The following is a 16,416-nucleotide window of genomic DNA, read 5'->3' on the forward strand; positions in this document are numbered from 1 at the left end:
GGACTTTGCAGGTACCAAGTAGTTCCATACTTTTGTGTTGTTGGCTTAATAATTCAATTTTCTAAATGATTCAGGGAGTTGGGTTGCCTTCTATAGCCGGGAGCATTGCACTGCTTCCGGTTTTTTTTTACAACCGGCAGTGGAATTATTTACGTCTTCATAACCTAAATAAATTTAAAAATGATCAATTCATAAGTGGACAAATAGCGTCTATTGCTCAGGATCGTATGGTGCTACCACGACCCGGTTGTCATTAATATCAAAGTGAACCCGTTTTGTTGTTGACAGAATCTTTAATAAAGAAGCTGCATTTTCCCGCCGGGAAATGATCCCTGTTAAGCGGATATCCGACAGATCACCCTCATAGGTAACCTCTATATTATACCATCTGGCAATTTGGCGCATGATGGTTTGTATGCTGGTATTACGGAACCTGAATTTGCCTTCTTTCCAGGCCAGTGCCTGTTCCAGGTCCGCTTTTTCGATGGTGAATGCGGCATCGCCGGTGTTCAGGCTGCCGCCGTAGCCGGGTTGCAGCACGCTCCGGATGTTGCCATGCACCAGTTGAACAGCGCCGCTTTCCAGGGTAGTGGTAATGTTTTTCTCATCGGTATAGGCCATGATATTGAAGCTGGTGCCGAGCACATTTACTTCCATATCAGGATTGCCTTTTACTTTCACCCGGAACGGTTGCTGCGCATTGGCGGCTACCTGGAAATAACCTTCCCCGGAAATCTCCACCAGCCGTTCTTTCCCGCTGAATGCAGTAGGGAAGCGAATGCTGCTGGCGGCGTTTAGCCATACTTTAGTGCCGTCTGCCAGGGTAAGCTGGTATTGCCCGCCACGGGGAGTTACTACGGTGTTATACACCACTTCCGTGGTGGCACCTTCTGCTTTATAGGCAAGGCCCTGCACTGAATTTACGATGCTGCTGTTGCCCTGTTTGGCCAGTGCGCCGGTGTTGGCACTATCCAGCGGAATGGTTTTACCATCTGCCAGTACCAGTACGGCGGTGTTGGTGCCGGGCGCCAGGGGATTGGCTTTCGGAGCAGCCACTATAACGGGCTGTTGCTGCCGTTTCATATAAAGTGCGCCTGTGACAAGCGTGGCTCCCAGCAAGGTTGCTGCGGCTGCATACCAGATTATTCTGCGGGTATTGCCGGCAGCGCGGGGCGGCGTTGTTTGCAGGATGTTTTGTAAAATGGCTTCACCATCTTCCGCAGACAGACCGCTTTGCGGCGTCCCGCTGTTGTACAGTGCCGACAGGATATCTGCTTTGATTTCCGGCTCGTAGTCGTTTCCGGCTACCATCGCTTTCAGGCGCAGCAGTTCTTCCTGGCTGATCCGGCCATTCTTATATTTTTCAAGCAATAACTGTACTTCCGTTATGGACATTATCAGCGATTTTGGAAGGGTGATATGGGGTAAAGACGATCAACCGGTAAAAAAGGAGTATCCGGGATGAAATTTTTTTCGGGGAAGATGTTATTTGCGGAAGAGGATTAAAAACAGGAGGAGGGGAACGATATCATTTTGCAGCCTGGACTTTACAAAAGCCCGTACAGCGTGCATAGCAAGGCTCATTTGCTTTTTAACGGTATGTACTGATATATTGAGCTGTTGGGAAATTTCCTCGTTGCTCCAGCCCTGTTTACGGGCGAGGTACACCTTTTTTCGCTCCGGAGGCAGACCGGACACGGCTTTGTCCAGGATGGCGTCGTATTCCCGTTGCAGCAACAGGTGATCGGTATCATTCTGTGCTTCCGGCTGGTTTTTCAGATGGAAATCGTAGGCTTTCAGCCTTACCAGCTGCTTTTTGAAGCCGTCGTAAATATGGTTGCGGGTAAGGATAAACAGGTAATCTTTAAATTGTTTTATGTGGGACATATCGGCTTTTTTCAGCCATACCTTCATAAAAACTTCCTGTACAATTTCCCTGGCCAGGCTGCTGTCTCTCAGGTAAAGCATGGCCACATCATACACCTGCCCGCTGTAATGCCTGAACAGGATGGTATATGCATCCCCGTCACCCATGGCAACTTTCTGCAGTAAATCATGTTCGTCATTCAGGGAAATGTCTGGCAAAGCTGGAAGTTTTGTACCCTCACAAAAACAATAACCCGGTAAATTTAGGGGACAGGGAATTAATAATAAAATAATTTATACAGGAGGAAGGTTTTAGCAGATGGGTAGAAAAGAAAGAAAATTATTGTGTATTTTCAAGGGATACCGGATCACTGACCGCTTTTTTTACTACGCATTTACACTGCGTTTCCTATGTATATCTTACAGTTAATTCTTAATGATCATTAATTGCTACTCTTATGAATGAATTTAAATTCTGGCAGATTATTGAAGAAGCGTGGGCTGCATCCCCGGCATTACGGGATATGCGCAATACAGCATTGAAAACCAATGATGCGGTATTGATCGAAGACCTGACCGGGGAAGTATACGGCGTTATTACCAATAATATCCGGGATATCCTGCTCCAATTGGATAAGGAAGAGCTGACAGGGTTTAATCACATCATGGAAGAAAAATTATTTCAGATTGACCGGGAAGATATCCATGCATATACCGATGGATCAGATGACGGTTTCCTTTATTGCAGGTGTTTTATTGTAGGAATGGGGAAAACGTACTATGAAATGATCGACGAAAATCCTTCAAAAGCCACCTGCGATGCAGAAGCAGAAATTGTAGGATTTATCGGGTATATGGTATACCAGGAATTATTTGGAGAAGAATTTGAGCGGTATACAAGGCATGGCATCGAAACCTGCTCAAATGCCGATGGGTGGGGTAAAGCGTAATTTAAAACAACATATCTTATGAAGGACGAAATCTATGGCATAGATAAAGATCATGCACATGCACGAGCTATTGCCCTGATACCTGAAGACTTTTTCTGGGATCCCGCTGATGAACTGGCCCCTTTCGGATCAGATGAAGGAGACACCGGGCTTGCCTCATTCCGGGAATGGCGCCGGGAATATCCTTCCACGCCTACCATTGAATGCTTAAAATGGACCATCGAATCGGTAGGGGAAATGGCCTTTGAAGAGTATAACGAAACGCTGCTGGACCGGGATCTGATCATACGTATGAAAGAAGATCCTGCTTTTGATGACCAGCACTTTATTTTCACATTGGATGCTTCAGTAATTGCCGCCGGCTTTGGCCAGCTGGCAGACGAAGGTGTAATCGAAGAAGCCAATAAGCCGGTGATCAATATCGCCCTTGAACGGCAAATTGCCTGGGCACAGCTCTCCGAAAGCAGTTCCTATGCGGAACAGCATATCGGGTACCTGAATATCCTGAAGCGCGTACTGGAAGAAGCATAGCGAAACCACTTTACACGGTTGATGATGATCACACTGAACAATAAAACATACACCTGCCCGGTAGATGTAACACTCGGATTTATTGGAGGGAAATGGAAACTGTTAATCCTCTTCCACCTGCATTACTTTACTAAAAAAAGTTACGCTGAAATAAGAGATAACCTGCCGGGCATCTCAGAAAAGATGCTTAGCCAGCAGCTTAAAGAACTGGAACGCGATAAGTTGATTGAAAAGAATGTGATTACCCAAAAGCCATACCGCGTGGAATACTACTTATCCACCGAAGGAAAATCACTGGCTCCTCTGTACGAATTTGTCAGCGAATGGGGAATCGCTTATCTCAAAAAACAAGGTGTTGATTATATACAGGACCAGCATCTGTATAAATAAAACGTGTTCATACCACAGAGAGAAACCGCTTAGTTACTGCGTTTGTTTGCTTATCTTAAGTACACAAATGCTATGTTATGAAAAAACTACTCCTGTTATTTACGTTATGCTGTTCCTGCCTGGGTATACTCAGCGCACAAGACTCACCCTTAGGCGCCTGGAAATCAGCGACCGGCGATGTAACCAGCGTGTTGCTGATTACGCCCAACTGGTTTACAGTCACCGATTACAATAACCAGCGTTTCATTACTTCATATGGAGGAACCTGGAAACAGGCGGGTGACACGCAGGTGGATGTAGCCATTCTTTTTAACACGGCCAATGCCTCGCAGGTAGGGCAAAAAACAACCGTGCCGGTAGGCATGGAAAACGGGCAGCTGATCACCAGCAGTCCCGGTGGTGGAAAACAGGAGTGGACGCGTATCGACGATGGTACCGGCCCGTTGGCCGGCAGCTGGCAAATTACTTCACGGGAAAGAGAAGGTAAGATGACACCCATTCCCAACAGTGCGAGGCGCACCATGAAAATAATGACGGGCACCCGCTTTCAATGGGTAGCCATCAACCAGGAAACAGGCGAGTTCTTTGGTTCCGGTGGAGGTACCTATACTTTTGATAACGGTACCTACACCGAAAAAATCGAGTTCTTTTCCCGCGATAGCTCCCGTATTGGGGCTGAACTGTCTTTTAAAGGCAGCGTAAACGGCAACAACTGGGACCATAGCGGCAAAAGCTCAAAAGGAGATCCTATTCATGAAGTATGGACCCGGGAGTAATTTACTTACCACCCTATTCCATAATCTTCTCCATGATTACTGCTGCCACCCCATAAACTGCCGTGTACACGATCTATGTAAATGGCGTTTATAGGGCCGCTGGTACGCTCTCCGAAAGTGAGGTGATAACCCATTTGCTCCAGGGCTTTGCGTGTTTTTTCGGAGGTATTATTATTGAGGAGAATACTTCCCGGCCGCGGCTCCCTGTCTTTGATGGTAGTACCGCCTAACGACAACCACAACTGGTTGGTATTGATATTCGCGGCTTCTGTAGCCTGCTGCACGGTCATCCCAAATTCCACCACGTTCAGGAAAAACTGCAAGAGGTTCTGGTCCTGCGTATCGCCACCTTGCACACCAAAAGCCAGGAAAGGCTTGCCGTCTTTCAACGCCATCGAAGGAGTAAGCGTTACCCGCGGACGTTTACCGGGCGCAATTACATTAAAAGGGCAAATGGCAGAATCCAATACAAAACTCTGCGCCCGCTGGCTCATTCCTATACCCGTTTTACCGGCAATACAGGCAGGCAGCCAACCGCCGCTGGGCGTGATAGATACTACCCAGCCGTCTTTATCTGCTGCTTCCACGCTGGTGGTGCCGCGCCACAGCCGGTCCATATAGGCGCTGTCGGGTGTATTGCCGGCATACAGCTGATTTAGATCTCCCTCTGTTGACAAGGCATTGGCAGCATATTGCTGGTCCGCATTTCCATGCTGCAGCATAGTGGCGTCATGTTTGGGAACAAATCCGCCGGGCTTGCGGCCGTTGCTGGTATCTGTCAGCTGCTTGCGCTCCTCCAGGAAATGCAGGTAAGGATTGGTTTTGCCCATGAAAGGATAGGGATCGCCCGGTCCTGCATTGGCGTCATTTTGCGCAAGATTCATCTGTTTCGCTCTCGCCTTGCCGTATTCTTTGCTCAGCAATCCTTTGATAGCAGGATTGGTATTGAACGCAGGATCGCCGTAATAAAAATCACGGTCCGCAAAAGTGAGGTTCATGGTTTGATACAACGTATGAATATATTCAATGGAATTATACCCCATCGATTTCAGGTCAAAATTTTCCAGGATGTTCAGGCTTTGCAGCAGCATAGGTCCCTGCGTCCATTCCTGCAGTTTGTACACTTCTATGCCTTTGTAATTAATATGCAGCGGTTCTTCTTCCACCGGCTTCCAGCGGGCCAGGTCTTCCAGGGTGATCAGGCCGCCCTGCTCCTGGCAGCCACGTACAAATTCCTTCGCAATGTCGCCTTTGTAGAAGCGGTCGTATGCCGCCATAATGGCTTCTTTCCGGCTTTTGTGCTTACGCAGTGCTTCCTGCTCGGCTTCAACCATTTTGGAGAGGGTAGCGAGGAGGTCTTTCTGCACAAAAATTTCTCCTGCCTCCGGGGCTTCTCTTTTTTCGCCGGGATGTGTCAGGAAAACAGCTTTGCTGTAAGGCCATTCGTTGATATATTTTTTCCCGCGTTCAATACTATTGGCGGTTTGTGCTTCTATCGGGTAGCCGGCGGCCATTTCCATGGCGGGCGCTAATACCTGTTTTAAACTGAGAGTGCCATATTCTGCCAGCATGTAGCACAACCCACCTGCAGTTCCCGGTGTTACTGCTGCCAGGGGACCGTATTCAGGTGGGAAGTCGTATCCTTTTCCTTTATAAAAGGTGGGAGTAGCGCCTGTAGGCGCCACGCCCAGGGCATTGATGGCAATTACTTTTCCTGTTTTCGGATTGTATATGAGTGCCTGTGTTTCTCCGCCCCAGCTGAGCACATCCCACATGGTACAGGTAGCGGCAAGCATAGCGCAGGCGGCATCCACGGCGTTGCCGTGTTGCTGGAAGATCATGGCGCCGGCTGTTGCAGCCAGTGGCTTGCCGGTTACGGCCATCCAGTTTTTGCCGTGTAAAGGTGGTTTCTGCGTTTGCTGTGCCTGCATGCCGGTATAACAACCCAACACGAGGGAAAGGAGGAATAAGCGTTTCATAGGGCTAATTTATAGTTTTACGGATAAAAACAATCCGGATTTACATGAAGGGTAATGCTTCTCTGCTTTCAACGGGCATGCATTTCCAGCAGTACTTTTACCGTAACCAGCAGTTGCCCGGTATGCCGCATGGTGTGTTCCGCAGCATGAAATAGTAATCCCAATACGGTGGAGGGGAGTTGTTTTCTGCCCACGCCCCGGAAATCGGTGAGGGTGTTTTCCGGGGTGGCCGACAATTGCATCAGCGATTGATGTACCTGTGCATTGAAATGATCCAGCAAATCGTGGAGGGTGGCGCCTGGGTTACCTTCACCGGCCAGGGCGGCAAATTGCTGCTGACTGAGCGCTTCCGCCCTGGCGTAGGTAAACAGCCGGTCGAGCACACCGCTCACATGCTGAAGATGATATCCCGGCGAGGCCAGTCCCGCCGGTTTTTCCCATAAAAGTGTTTCCGGGAAATCCTGCATCAGGGTATTTATTTCCTGGTTGGCCTGCAATAACGCATGCGCCACGGGTTGCAATAATGCCGGTATGTTTTCTACCGGCCCGCTCATCCAGTATTCCGTTGCCATGATATTTTTTTATACCTCTACGGCATCATAAACGATTACTTTCTCCCATAAATGACTGCAGTTTTTAATAAACTCCAGGTGTATGGGGTGGGTTTGATAGGTGGCTTGTCCGGCGAGATCACTGAAAAAGATCAGCTCTGATACGCCCCAGCTGTTATCCACAACATCGCGTTTTTCGGTACTCGCTACCACGCCTACACGCAGGTCACGAACGGTTTCAATTTTCGACAGGGTTTTTACACCGGCCACCAGTTTGTCGCGGTCTTCTTTGGAATCCGGGTTCTTCAGCCAGAAGAACACATGATGCACAATCGGGTATTTCTTTTCCATATTTGTTGAGGGGATTGCTGCGGCAGCGGCAGTACCAGCGGCAAGCGCTGCTGCGGTTCCTAAAAATTTACGTCTGTTGGAAGTGCTCATATCGGGCTTGTTGAGGCGATGAAAATAATAAAGATTACCGATTTATTATAATTCTTACTGTCAAAGCCCATTTCATACCGGATTACACTACTTTCATCCCATTTTGCCCCTGCTGCATGGCAACAAATGCTATTATTGCCCTAAATACATCAACCTTATGAATCAATTTAAGAAAATTGAATTTGGCATCGTAACCGCCATTTTTGTGTTGCTGATGTTTTCGATCCTATATCCCAGCATTGTGTATAACGTATTTGAATTGCAGGACATCTATGGTAGAAAATTCGACACTTACCACCAGGTATTCGATTATTACATTCATTACCTGCTGCCCTCAATGGGACGGGTTACACTGGTATATGTAAGTTTCCTGCTGGTGAACTTTGTCATTGTACCGGAGTTCCTGGAGAAGGGAAAATGGCTGGGTGGCATATTGCTGCTGATCCCGGTAGGGTTGTTTTATTTCGCCATGATGATGGTCGCCAATTCTTATTACAACGGCTACCTGCTGGGCGTATATGACACGGTGCGGGGTGCGCATATGTATTTTGCTAAAACAGCTTTCATTACTACGGTCTTTTCCGGTGTGCTGTATGTAGCATATTATTATTTCCGGAAAGCGCTGGTGAGTATGCTGTATCCGCGCATTGCAACAGATATGGCTTTCAGGCAGATGCTCACAGAAATTTGCTGGGCTGCCGGCGTATTTATGGTATTGTTTTGTTTGTCGTTCTCCGATTCCAGGGATATGGCGCTGATGATCTTTTTCTTTGGTCCTTCGCAGATTGCCGTGTTCTTTATTCTCCGGTACCAGGTATTCCCCGCCTTCGAGGACACTCACCGGAATAAAAGTCTCCTGATCCGGGATATCGTTTTCACCATCCTGGGAAGCAATGTGTTGCTGGCATTGATATGCCGCGCACTGGTGCACCGCAACGGAGGCTGGTTTGTAGCACTGGCTTTTATCGGCATTGCGGTATCGGCAGGTATTGTACTGCCTGTTTGCTGGCTGTTGTTTAAAAGCCGCCGGAAGCAGGTGAACACGGTGGTAACGCTGAAAAAGGCGCTGGGGCATTCCACTGCCAACCTCGACTTCCTCCGTTCCCAGATCAATCCGCACTTTTTATTCAATGCCCTTAACACGCTGTATGGAACCGCCCTGCAGGAAGAGGCTGCCCGCACCAGCGAAGGCATCCAGAAACTGGGTGATATGATGCGGTTTATGCTACATGATAACCACCTGGAAAAAATTCCACTGGATAAGGAAGTGGCTTACCTGCAAAATTATATCGCCCTGCAACGCCTGCGTGTATTGTCATCGCCCGATATCCTGATAGAGGTAAATATCGATGAAAGTCAATGCCAGCATGAAATTGCGCCGATGTTGCTGATCCCTTTCGTGGAAAATGCGTTTAAGCACGGGATCAGCCTGCGGCATCGCTCCCGCATCGTGATTTCCCTGAGCTGTACGACTGATCAGATCTTCTTTGATGTGTATAACAGCGTGCATCCCCGCCCGGAAAATGATCCGGAAAGGGAGGGAATGGGCATTGGTTTGAATAATGTAAAAGAAAGACTAAATTTATTGTATCCGCACCGGCACGAGCTGAGTATCCGTCACACGGCTACTGAGTTTTTTATCCATCTGACTATTGATGTTAATAAATAAGTAAATGAAAAAAGAAGAAGAAGTGGTACCCGGGCCTGATGGCATGACGCGCTTTTTGTGGTGGCTGGCCGCTGCTGATGCCGATGTTTTGCAGGAGTGTAAAACCGAGAAAGAGCGGTACCGGATCATTGGTGTATCAGTATTGGTTACGTGGATGTTTGCCACGCTGTCATGGGGCTATTTCTTTTCCACCATCGTAAACGATGACATGGTGGTGGCCGGATTGGCGCTGTTTTTTGGCTTCGCTATTTTATCGGTCGACCGTACCCTCATCGCTGCCATGTCCCGTACCAACGGCAGCATAAAAGTAATGCCGGTAATATTTCGTTTAGTCCTCGCCGTTACCATAGGTTTGTTTATTTCCCAGCCGGTGGTATTAATGTTATTTAAGAAAGATATTGATACGCAGCTGGAACTTGGCAAGCAGGCAAAGCTCGATGCCTACCGGGCGCAGCTGGTAAAGCTCAACGCCGGCCAGATGGCCACCCTGCAGCAATCCCTTGACCAGGGCAAGCAGCAGCTGGCGCAAAAAACCGCGGAGCTGAAAGTATATAAAGATGGTTATATCAAAGAAACCGATGGCACCGGTGGCTCCGGCAGAATAGGAGAGTCAGACATTGCCCGCGTAAAAAAATCGGCTTACCTCAAATCAGAAGAGGAGCTGCAGGCCATGCAAAGAGCCTGGGAGCCGCAGCAGCAACAGCTGCAGGCACAAATGGCCCGTATGCACAGCGTCGACAGCGTGAAAGAATCTGTATATGTCGGTACCCTCACCAACGGATTCCTGGCACAGATAGAAGCCCTGAATGAGCTCACCGAAACGCATCCGCCGGTAAAACAACGTTATCGCCTCATTGTATTTATCATTACCCTCATTGAAGTAATGCCGTTGCTCAGCAAAATACTGATGCCCAAAGGAGAATACGATGAAAAGCTGGCTGCCGCCACTGCCCAGGGCGTAGCCTCCGCAAGGCTGCAAACAGATACCAGCCAGGAATTAATGGAACACTACCAGGCCGCCGCACTGGCAGCCGACAAGGAAACGGTGGATCACCTGTTTGAATCTACCCGCGACCTGCGCCGCGAACAAGCCGACGCCCTCGTAAAAGAGTGGCAAAGCCGCGAAAACGGCCAGTACCAGAATCTCTGGCAGCAAGCCCGGAGATTATTGCTCGGCAAAATTAGTTAGATCCCTGTATTGCTTACCCGTAAAATAGCCAAAGATGACTGCTATTGCGATAGATGATGAACCGGTGGCGCTGGCTGTTATCAAAAATCACGCTGCCAAGGTTCCCTTCCTGGAAATGAAGGGTTTTTTTACCAATGCTTTTGAAGCCATCGACTTTCTCAGCAAAGAAAAAGTAGACCTGCTCTTCCTGGATATCAAAATGCCGGATATATCCGGACTGGATTTTTTATCCAGTCTCCCTCATCCGCCCATGACGGTTTTTACGACCGCCTATTCAGAACATGCGGTGAAAAGCTTTGAGCTCGACGCGATTGATTACCTGCTCAAACCCTTTTCCCTGATACGTTTCATGAAAGCCTGCAACAAAGCCAATAACCTGCTGCAACTGAAGCAACAAAATGGCCCCGCCCCAGGCAAGGAACAAACAGACTACATCTTCGTGAAAAGCGGCTACGAACAATTCCGTATTGTACTCGATGATATCCTTTACCTTGAAAGCGCCGGCAACTACGTGAACTTCATCCTCACCGACCGCAAGCTCATCTCCCGCCTTTCCATGCAGGAAGCGGTAGACCTGCTGCCCATCGGCTCCTTCACCCGTGTGCACCGCTCCTACATTGTAGCCAATAAAAAAATTGAACGCGCCGACCGCAACTCCCTTTACATCAAAAACATTCCCATCCCCATCGGGGCGGCCTATGCGCCTGCGATTGAACGCATCTTCAATTTCTAACGCGGATGTTGTCTTTCTCGCTGATTACGCTGATTTTACTGATTACTCGGATTTTTACTTTTGGATTTTATAAAGGATTAAGGGAGATAGAAGCGGATATTCGCTTTTATCTCCCTTAATTATTATTAAAAAATCAAAGAAATCTAAAAAAATCCAAAAGTAAAAATCCGAGTAATCAGTAAAATCAGCGTAATCAGCGAGAAAGACAAAATCCGCGCGCGAGAAATATTTGTTGGAATGGACCAATTGGTCTAATTTAGTCCTCGCATGGGTAAAGCAGAAAAGACGCGCCAGTTCATCATAGAAAAAGCCGCTCCTATTTTCAATAAAAAGGGGGTGGCCGGTACTTCTATCAGTGACATCCTCAAAGCCACCAGGTTGGCGAAGGGCGGCGTGTACGGGAACTTTTCCTCCAAAGAGGAAATAGTGATGGAGGTGTTCGATTATATCGCTGAAGAGGAGAAGCTGAACCTGCGGCAGGTGACGGCCACGGCTAATACTTCGGCCGGGAAATTTGAGGCGCTGTTTCAGTATTATGCCCGCTACCCGGAAGAACAAAAGATCGCCGGCGGTTGCCCGATGCTCAACTTCGGCGTGGAAGCAGATGATACTAATCCGGGGCTGAAAAGAAAGGTGAGTGAGCTGGTGCTCTATTACCAGTCGCGCATCGCTAAAATGGTGCAGTATGGCAAGGAGCATGGCGAGTTTGAAAAAGACTGGGACGAACGGAAATTTGCTATCCGGATGTTTACCATGCTGGAAGGTGCTATACTCGTAAGCAGCGTGCTCGGACATAACAAACAAATGCTCGTGGTATTGGAAGCGTTAAGAGAAGAAATCAGGCAGCATTCTCTTTAACTTTTTTTTGTTCTAAAAATAAACCAATCGGTCTATAATGCAACACCAGGTTTTACCATTGTCACTGCGGATGACCGGCGTGATATTATCCGCCATGAGCCGCCCGTTCCCGGTTACCACGGCCAAACTGTTTTACCGGCTGTACTGCACACCGCCCGCATTGAAGCTCCGGCCGGTACATCAGCAGTTCCGCGATCAGGCGGTATTGCAACATTTGCAGGTAACCAGCTATCCGTTTGATAACGCTCCCCTGAAAGTAACCACCTACCGATGGGGAACCACAGGCCCCAAAGTATTACTGCTCCACGGCTGGGGTGGCAGCCCCCTCCATTTTTAAACAACTGATCAGCTCACTGGTGCAACAGGGCTACCAGGTGGTATCCTACGATGGGCCGGCACACGGCCTCTCCGGTGGCAAACGCACCAACCTGGTACAATGGATGCATGTACTGGAACAGGTGATGCAAGAGGAAGAACCTCTGCACGCTATCGTTGGCCATTCGTTCGGCGGACTCAATGCCGCACTCACACTCTCCCGCAAAAATGTACACGTGCCCCGTCTGCTGATGCTCAGCACGGCATTGAGCGCTCCCGTGTTTTTTAATGAAGCACTCCGCCTGTTCCGTATCCACCCGGTGGTAATGCCCGTGCTGCGGCAACTGATCCGGCAAAGACTGAAAGAAGATCTTGCTGAAATGGACCTGCACCGCTATATCAATCATATCAAAGCCGATAAAATATGGATGGCTTACGATACAACTGATACCCTCGCAAAAGCCACGGAAATAGATGACTACCTGCAGCAATACCCGGCCATACAATCGCTCCGCATCACCGGTGATGGCCATTTCCGCATCATGCGGCACGAAGCGGTGTTGCAGGGAGTCCTGGCTGTATTGGCGGATGACATAAAATAAAAAGGTATTCAACAAGAAACCGGAATTAAAAATAGGCAGGAGTAACTGTCACGGTTATACGCTGATTTCTATCAGCGTGGCGAGCTATCTGTATTTATATCTCCCGCTAAGGCAGTCTGCCTATAGCAGCGGCCTGTGATCATCTTCCCTTTTCAACTGCTCTTTTTTTTTCTCTTAAAATTTATACGTTTTAACTTGCTTTCCCCCGTGTAAATGAATATTTTAGGAGAATGAACTTTAAAACCCACGTATATGAGTAATGTTAACAACCGCAGGCAGTTCCTGCGTCAAATGGGCGTGTACACCATGGGAATGGGAATGTTGCCCGCTATACTGGCCGCCTGTAATGAGGGGAAATCCACTAAAAGTGAAGGCGACAGCGCCGCAGCTGCCAAACCCGGTGAAGCCACTGCCCGCGAACTTTTCTTTAAGATCTCATTGGCGGAATGGTCGTTCCATAAAGCGTTGTTTGCCGGTAAAATGAATCACCTCGATTTTGCTTCCCGCGCAAAGAATGAATTTGGCATTGAAGGCATTGAATACGTGAACCAGTTCTTCAAAGACAAAGCAAAGGATCAGGCCTACCTCACAGAAATGAAGAAACGCGCCGACGACCTGGGCGTTCGCAGCGTACTCATTATGTGCGACGGGGAAGGCGAAATGGGCGACCTGGATGTGAAGAAGAGAATGAAGGCAGTTGAAAATCATTACAAGTGGGTAGAAGCAGCGAAGTTCCTGGGTTGTCATGCTATCCGTGTAAACGCAGCGGGAGAAGGCGCCCCGGAAGAAGTAGCCAAAGCGGCAGCGGATGGCCTCACTAAACTGGCCACCTTTGGAAAGGAACACGACATCAGCGTGATCGTGGAAAACCACGGCGGCATGTCTTCCAACGGCGAATGGCTGAGCGGCGTAATGAAAACCGTGAACATGCCTAATTGCGGTACCCTGCCGGATCTGGGTAACTTCTGCATTAAACGTAGTAAGCCGGAGAGCAATACACCGGAAGCCTGGGCTAAAACCACCTGCCTCGAAGAATACGACCGGTATAAAGGAGTGGCAGAGCTCATGCCCTTTGCAAAGGGCGTGAGCGCAAAAACATACGACTTCGATGCCAACGGCAATGAAGTAACCATCGACTATACCCGTATCCTCAAAACAGTGAAGGACGCCGGCTTTAATGGCTTCATGGGTATTGAGTACGAAGGCGAAAAATTATCCGAAGAAGAAGGTATCAGGAAAACAAAAGAATTGCTGCTGAGGCTCGGCGGCAAATAAAAATAGTTAAGCGGAGGGAACATTCCCTCCGCTTAACACTTACAATGAAAATATTTTCTTCAGGAATGGCACCACATGACTATATGCATCCGCGGTAGCGGCGCTGTCGAAAATGGGATTGCTCGGATTGGCAAAGCCATGCGCCGCATCATAACGTTTAACCGTGAGCGTTTTACCTGCTTCCTGCATGTTTTTCTCAAATTCATCCACCACCTGCGGGTTAATGCCTTTGTCTTTATTACCGAAAAATCCCAGTACAGGTCCCTGCAGGGTTTTTAGTTTATTCACATCTTTTTCAGGCATGCCATAATACATCACTACGCCTGCGTTTTGAGGCCCAGCCAGTAAACCCGATTGCAAAGAGAGTCCGCCGCCGAAGCACCAGCCAATAGAAGCTATTTTAGCCGTTTTCCCGGCGTAGTTAATGGCGCCCTGCATAATGGCCTGTAATCTTTCCCTGGAAGCTCCCTGCATTAATTTAGCAGCATCTTCGCGGTTGGTAGCTATTTTCTGATCATACATATCCACTGCCAGCACATTTACTTTGCCTCCGAGGTCGTTGTACAGCTGTTCCGATTGCTTTTTGATGTAGTCGTTAACGCCATACCATTCCTGGTACACCAGCAGGTATTTACCGGAGGTTTCTTTGGCTTTGAACAGAAAGCCGTGCGCAGGTGTTCCATCTGTAGCAGGAAAGGTGATGGCAGCGCCCGTAGTTCCCTGGTAGGTAAATGGCAGCGGATCTTTGTGCGCCATGCGGAATTCTTCCTGGTTGGCCAGTGCAGCAAATTCAGTGATGGCATCTGTATGGCAGCAGGGCGCCGTTTGGGAAAAAGCACTCACAGCCATCAGTAAACAACCGGTTGAGAAAGTTAGTGTTTTCATGACAGTTAATTTTGCTGACAGAAGATACGAATTTCTGGTGCAGCTTTTGTAAAATCAATAAATATGGATCTTCAGTCAGGTTACCCTTATTCATTGATCCGTAACGGCCTCCCATACAATTATCCCTGGCTGGAACGGGATATTCGTACGCACGTGGCCGTGATAGGCGGGGGCATCTCCGGCGCCTTAACGGCCTATGCCCTAACAAACGCAGGTATTCCCTGCGTGGTAGCCGATGCCCGGACCATTGGGCTTGGCAGCACAGCGGCCAGTTCCTCGCTGTTACAGTATGAAATTGATACGCCTTTATCGGTACTACGGGATAAAGTGGGTACTTACCATGCCAACAGGGCATATGAACTGTCTGTGGCTGCTATCCTCGAGCTGGAGCAGATTTGCAAAGCCCTGCATTTCCCGCATTTTGAACGAAAACATAGCCTGTACCTTGCTTCATACCTCAAAGACGTAAAAAAACTATCGGAAGAACTGGAAGCCCGCCGGGAGCTGGGGCTGAAAATAGAGTGGTGGGATGCCGCAAAAGTAAAAGCAAAGATGGGCTTTGATGCGCCGGCTGCCATCTATTCCCATACCGCCGCGCAAACAGATGCATATATGCTTACCCATGCCTTGCATCAGCACAATATCAAACATGGTGCGCAGGTATTTGACCGTACCGCCGTGGTGGATATTGATTTCCGTCCTCGCAGCGTAGTGTTAAAAACTTCACAGGGGTACCAGGTTACGGCGCGTTACCTCGTGATTGCCACAGGATATGAGGTGCTGCAATATATCAAAACGCCGCTGCTGAAATTAAACTCCACTTATGCCATCGCAAGTGAACCCAATCACGCAGAAGAACAGTGGTATCAGGATTGCCTGATATGGGAAACAAAATCCCCTTACCTCTACATGCGTACTACCAGCGATCACCGTATAATGGTAGGGGGGCGTGATGAGCCCTTTTATAACCCCGGCCGCCGGGATAAGCTAATCCACCAAAAAGCAAAGGCCCTCGAAAAAGACCTTCAGAAGAAATTCCCCGAGCTGCGCTTCCACCCCGAGTTTAAATGGACCGGCACCTTTGGCGCTACAGAAGACGGACTCCCGTTTATCGGCCCTTTCGCACCTATGCCGCATACCTTTTTTGCACTGGGCTTCGGCGGCAACGGGATCACTTTCAGCCAGATGGCCGCCAATATCATCACTGACCTCATACAGGGAAAGAAAAATCCCGATGCCACCATCTTTTCCTTCAACAGGAAAATCCATTTCTAAACCAACCCCAAACCCGCTCCCATCTCCCCAAATCATTATAAAACCAAATCCTGCTCCGCTTCCATCTCCCCAAATCCTTATAAAATCAAAAAAGTAAAATCAAGGTAATCAGCATAATCAGTGTAATCAGT

At 48.5% G+C, this 16,416-nt stretch carries 18 protein-coding genes; 12 read left to right on the top strand and 6 right to left on the bottom strand.

Going from position 1 to position 16,416, the window contains the following annotated elements; genetic code table 11:
- Positions 1-210 precede the first annotated feature (210 nt).
- Both QFZ51_RS10640 and QFZ51_RS10645 read right to left on the bottom strand, forming a co-directional pair.
- Entirely contained in the window at positions 211-1,395 is a 1,185-nt protein-coding gene (locus QFZ51_RS10640; protein WP_429045667.1) for a FecR family protein, read from the bottom strand.
- A 90-nt stretch (positions 1,396-1,485) separates the two neighbouring features.
- Complete coding sequence (locus tag QFZ51_RS10645) at positions 1,486-2,085, bottom strand: RNA polymerase sigma factor (RefSeq protein ID WP_429045669.1); 600 nt, start codon at positions 2,083-2,085, stop codon at positions 1,486-1,488.
- Positions 2,086-2,324: 239 nt separating this feature from the next.
- Here QFZ51_RS10645 and QFZ51_RS10650 point away from each other — a divergent pair, with 239 nt between their 5' ends.
- From QFZ51_RS10650 to QFZ51_RS10665, 4 genes are all read left to right on the top strand, one after another.
- On the top strand, positions 2,325-2,816 hold the full coding sequence (locus QFZ51_RS10650; RefSeq protein WP_370909864.1) for a DUF4240 domain-containing protein: 492 nt from the start codon (positions 2,325-2,327) through the stop codon (positions 2,814-2,816).
- A gap of 18 nt (positions 2,817-2,834) precedes the next feature.
- Positions 2,835-3,347 carry a hypothetical protein gene (locus QFZ51_RS10655; protein ID WP_429045671.1) on the top strand — a complete coding sequence of 171 codons (513 nt, stop codon included), beginning with the start codon at positions 2,835-2,837 and terminating at the stop codon, positions 3,345-3,347.
- Positions 3,348-3,368: 21 nt separating this feature from the next.
- Entirely contained in the window at positions 3,369-3,737 is a 369-nt protein-coding gene (locus QFZ51_RS10660) for a winged helix-turn-helix transcriptional regulator (RefSeq protein ID WP_429045673.1), read from the top strand.
- A 77-nt stretch (positions 3,738-3,814) separates the two neighbouring features.
- Positions 3,815-4,513 (top strand): hypothetical protein, encoded by a 699-nt coding sequence (locus QFZ51_RS10665; protein WP_429045675.1) that lies wholly within the window; start codon positions 3,815-3,817, stop codon positions 4,511-4,513.
- Between the two features lie 5 nt (positions 4,514-4,518).
- On the opposite strand, the gene QFZ51_RS10670 is transcribed toward QFZ51_RS10665, so the two are convergent.
- From QFZ51_RS10670 to QFZ51_RS10680, 3 genes are all read right to left on the bottom strand, one after another.
- Positions 4,519-6,492: a gamma-glutamyltransferase family protein gene (locus QFZ51_RS10670; protein ID WP_429045677.1), complete on the bottom strand. Its 1,974-nt coding sequence runs from the start codon at positions 6,490-6,492 to the stop codon at positions 4,519-4,521.
- Between the two features lie 68 nt (positions 6,493-6,560).
- Positions 6,561-7,064, bottom strand: a complete 504-nt coding sequence (locus QFZ51_RS10675) for a DinB family protein (RefSeq protein WP_429045678.1) — start codon at positions 7,062-7,064, stop codon at positions 6,561-6,563.
- Between the two features lie 9 nt (positions 7,065-7,073).
- Positions 7,074-7,484: a Dabb family protein gene (locus tag QFZ51_RS10680; RefSeq protein WP_370909870.1), complete on the bottom strand. Its 411-nt coding sequence runs from the start codon at positions 7,482-7,484 to the stop codon at positions 7,074-7,076.
- A 157-nt stretch (positions 7,485-7,641) separates the two neighbouring features.
- Here QFZ51_RS10680 and QFZ51_RS10685 point away from each other — a divergent pair, with 157 nt between their 5' ends.
- The 7 genes from QFZ51_RS10685 (at position 7,642) to QFZ51_RS10715 (ending at position 14,125) form a co-directional block, all read left to right on the top strand.
- Positions 7,642-9,153 (top strand): sensor histidine kinase, encoded by a 1,512-nt coding sequence (locus QFZ51_RS10685; RefSeq protein WP_429045680.1) that lies wholly within the window; start codon positions 7,642-7,644, stop codon positions 9,151-9,153.
- A 4-nt stretch (positions 9,154-9,157) separates the two neighbouring features.
- Positions 9,158-10,342 carry a DUF4407 domain-containing protein gene (locus QFZ51_RS10690; RefSeq protein ID WP_370909872.1) on the top strand — a complete coding sequence of 395 codons (1,185 nt, stop codon included), beginning with the start codon at positions 9,158-9,160 and terminating at the stop codon, positions 10,340-10,342.
- A gap of 34 nt (positions 10,343-10,376) precedes the next feature.
- On the top strand, positions 10,377-11,075 hold the full coding sequence (locus QFZ51_RS10695; protein WP_429045682.1) for a LytR/AlgR family response regulator transcription factor: 699 nt from the start codon (positions 10,377-10,379) through the stop codon (positions 11,073-11,075).
- A gap of 267 nt (positions 11,076-11,342) precedes the next feature.
- Positions 11,343-11,933, top strand: a complete 591-nt coding sequence (locus tag QFZ51_RS10700) for a TetR/AcrR family transcriptional regulator (protein ID WP_370909874.1) — start codon at positions 11,343-11,345, stop codon at positions 11,931-11,933.
- 37 nt (positions 11,934-11,970) lie between these two features.
- Positions 11,971-12,270: a hypothetical protein gene (locus QFZ51_RS10705; RefSeq protein WP_429045685.1), complete on the top strand. Its 300-nt coding sequence runs from the start codon at positions 11,971-11,973 to the stop codon at positions 12,268-12,270.
- Positions 12,248-12,850 carry an alpha/beta hydrolase gene (locus QFZ51_RS10710; RefSeq protein ID WP_429045687.1) on the top strand — a complete coding sequence of 201 codons (603 nt, stop codon included), beginning with the start codon at positions 12,248-12,250 and terminating at the stop codon, positions 12,848-12,850. Before QFZ51_RS10705 ends, QFZ51_RS10710 begins: the two co-directional genes overlap by 23 nt.
- 252 nt (positions 12,851-13,102) lie before the next feature.
- Positions 13,103-14,125, top strand: a complete 1,023-nt coding sequence (locus QFZ51_RS10715) for a sugar phosphate isomerase/epimerase family protein (protein WP_429045689.1) — start codon at positions 13,103-13,105, stop codon at positions 14,123-14,125.
- Between the two features lie 39 nt (positions 14,126-14,164).
- Here QFZ51_RS10715 and QFZ51_RS10720 read toward each other — a convergent pair whose 3' ends face one another.
- Positions 14,165-15,010, bottom strand: a complete 846-nt coding sequence (locus QFZ51_RS10720; RefSeq protein ID WP_429045691.1) for a dienelactone hydrolase family protein — start codon at positions 15,008-15,010, stop codon at positions 14,165-14,167.
- A gap of 63 nt (positions 15,011-15,073) precedes the next feature.
- On the opposite strand from QFZ51_RS10720, the gene QFZ51_RS10725 reads away from it, so the two are divergent.
- A complete protein-coding gene (locus tag QFZ51_RS10725) occupies positions 15,074-16,285 on the top strand; it encodes an NAD(P)/FAD-dependent oxidoreductase (protein WP_429045693.1) in 1,212 nt (403 codons plus the stop codon).
- Positions 16,286-16,416: the final 131 nt, after the last annotated feature.

Origin of the sequence: Chitinophaga sp. W3I9 (assembly GCF_050434025.1) — a bacterium.
GTDB lineage: Bacteria > Bacteroidota > Bacteroidia > Chitinophagales > Chitinophagaceae > Chitinophaga.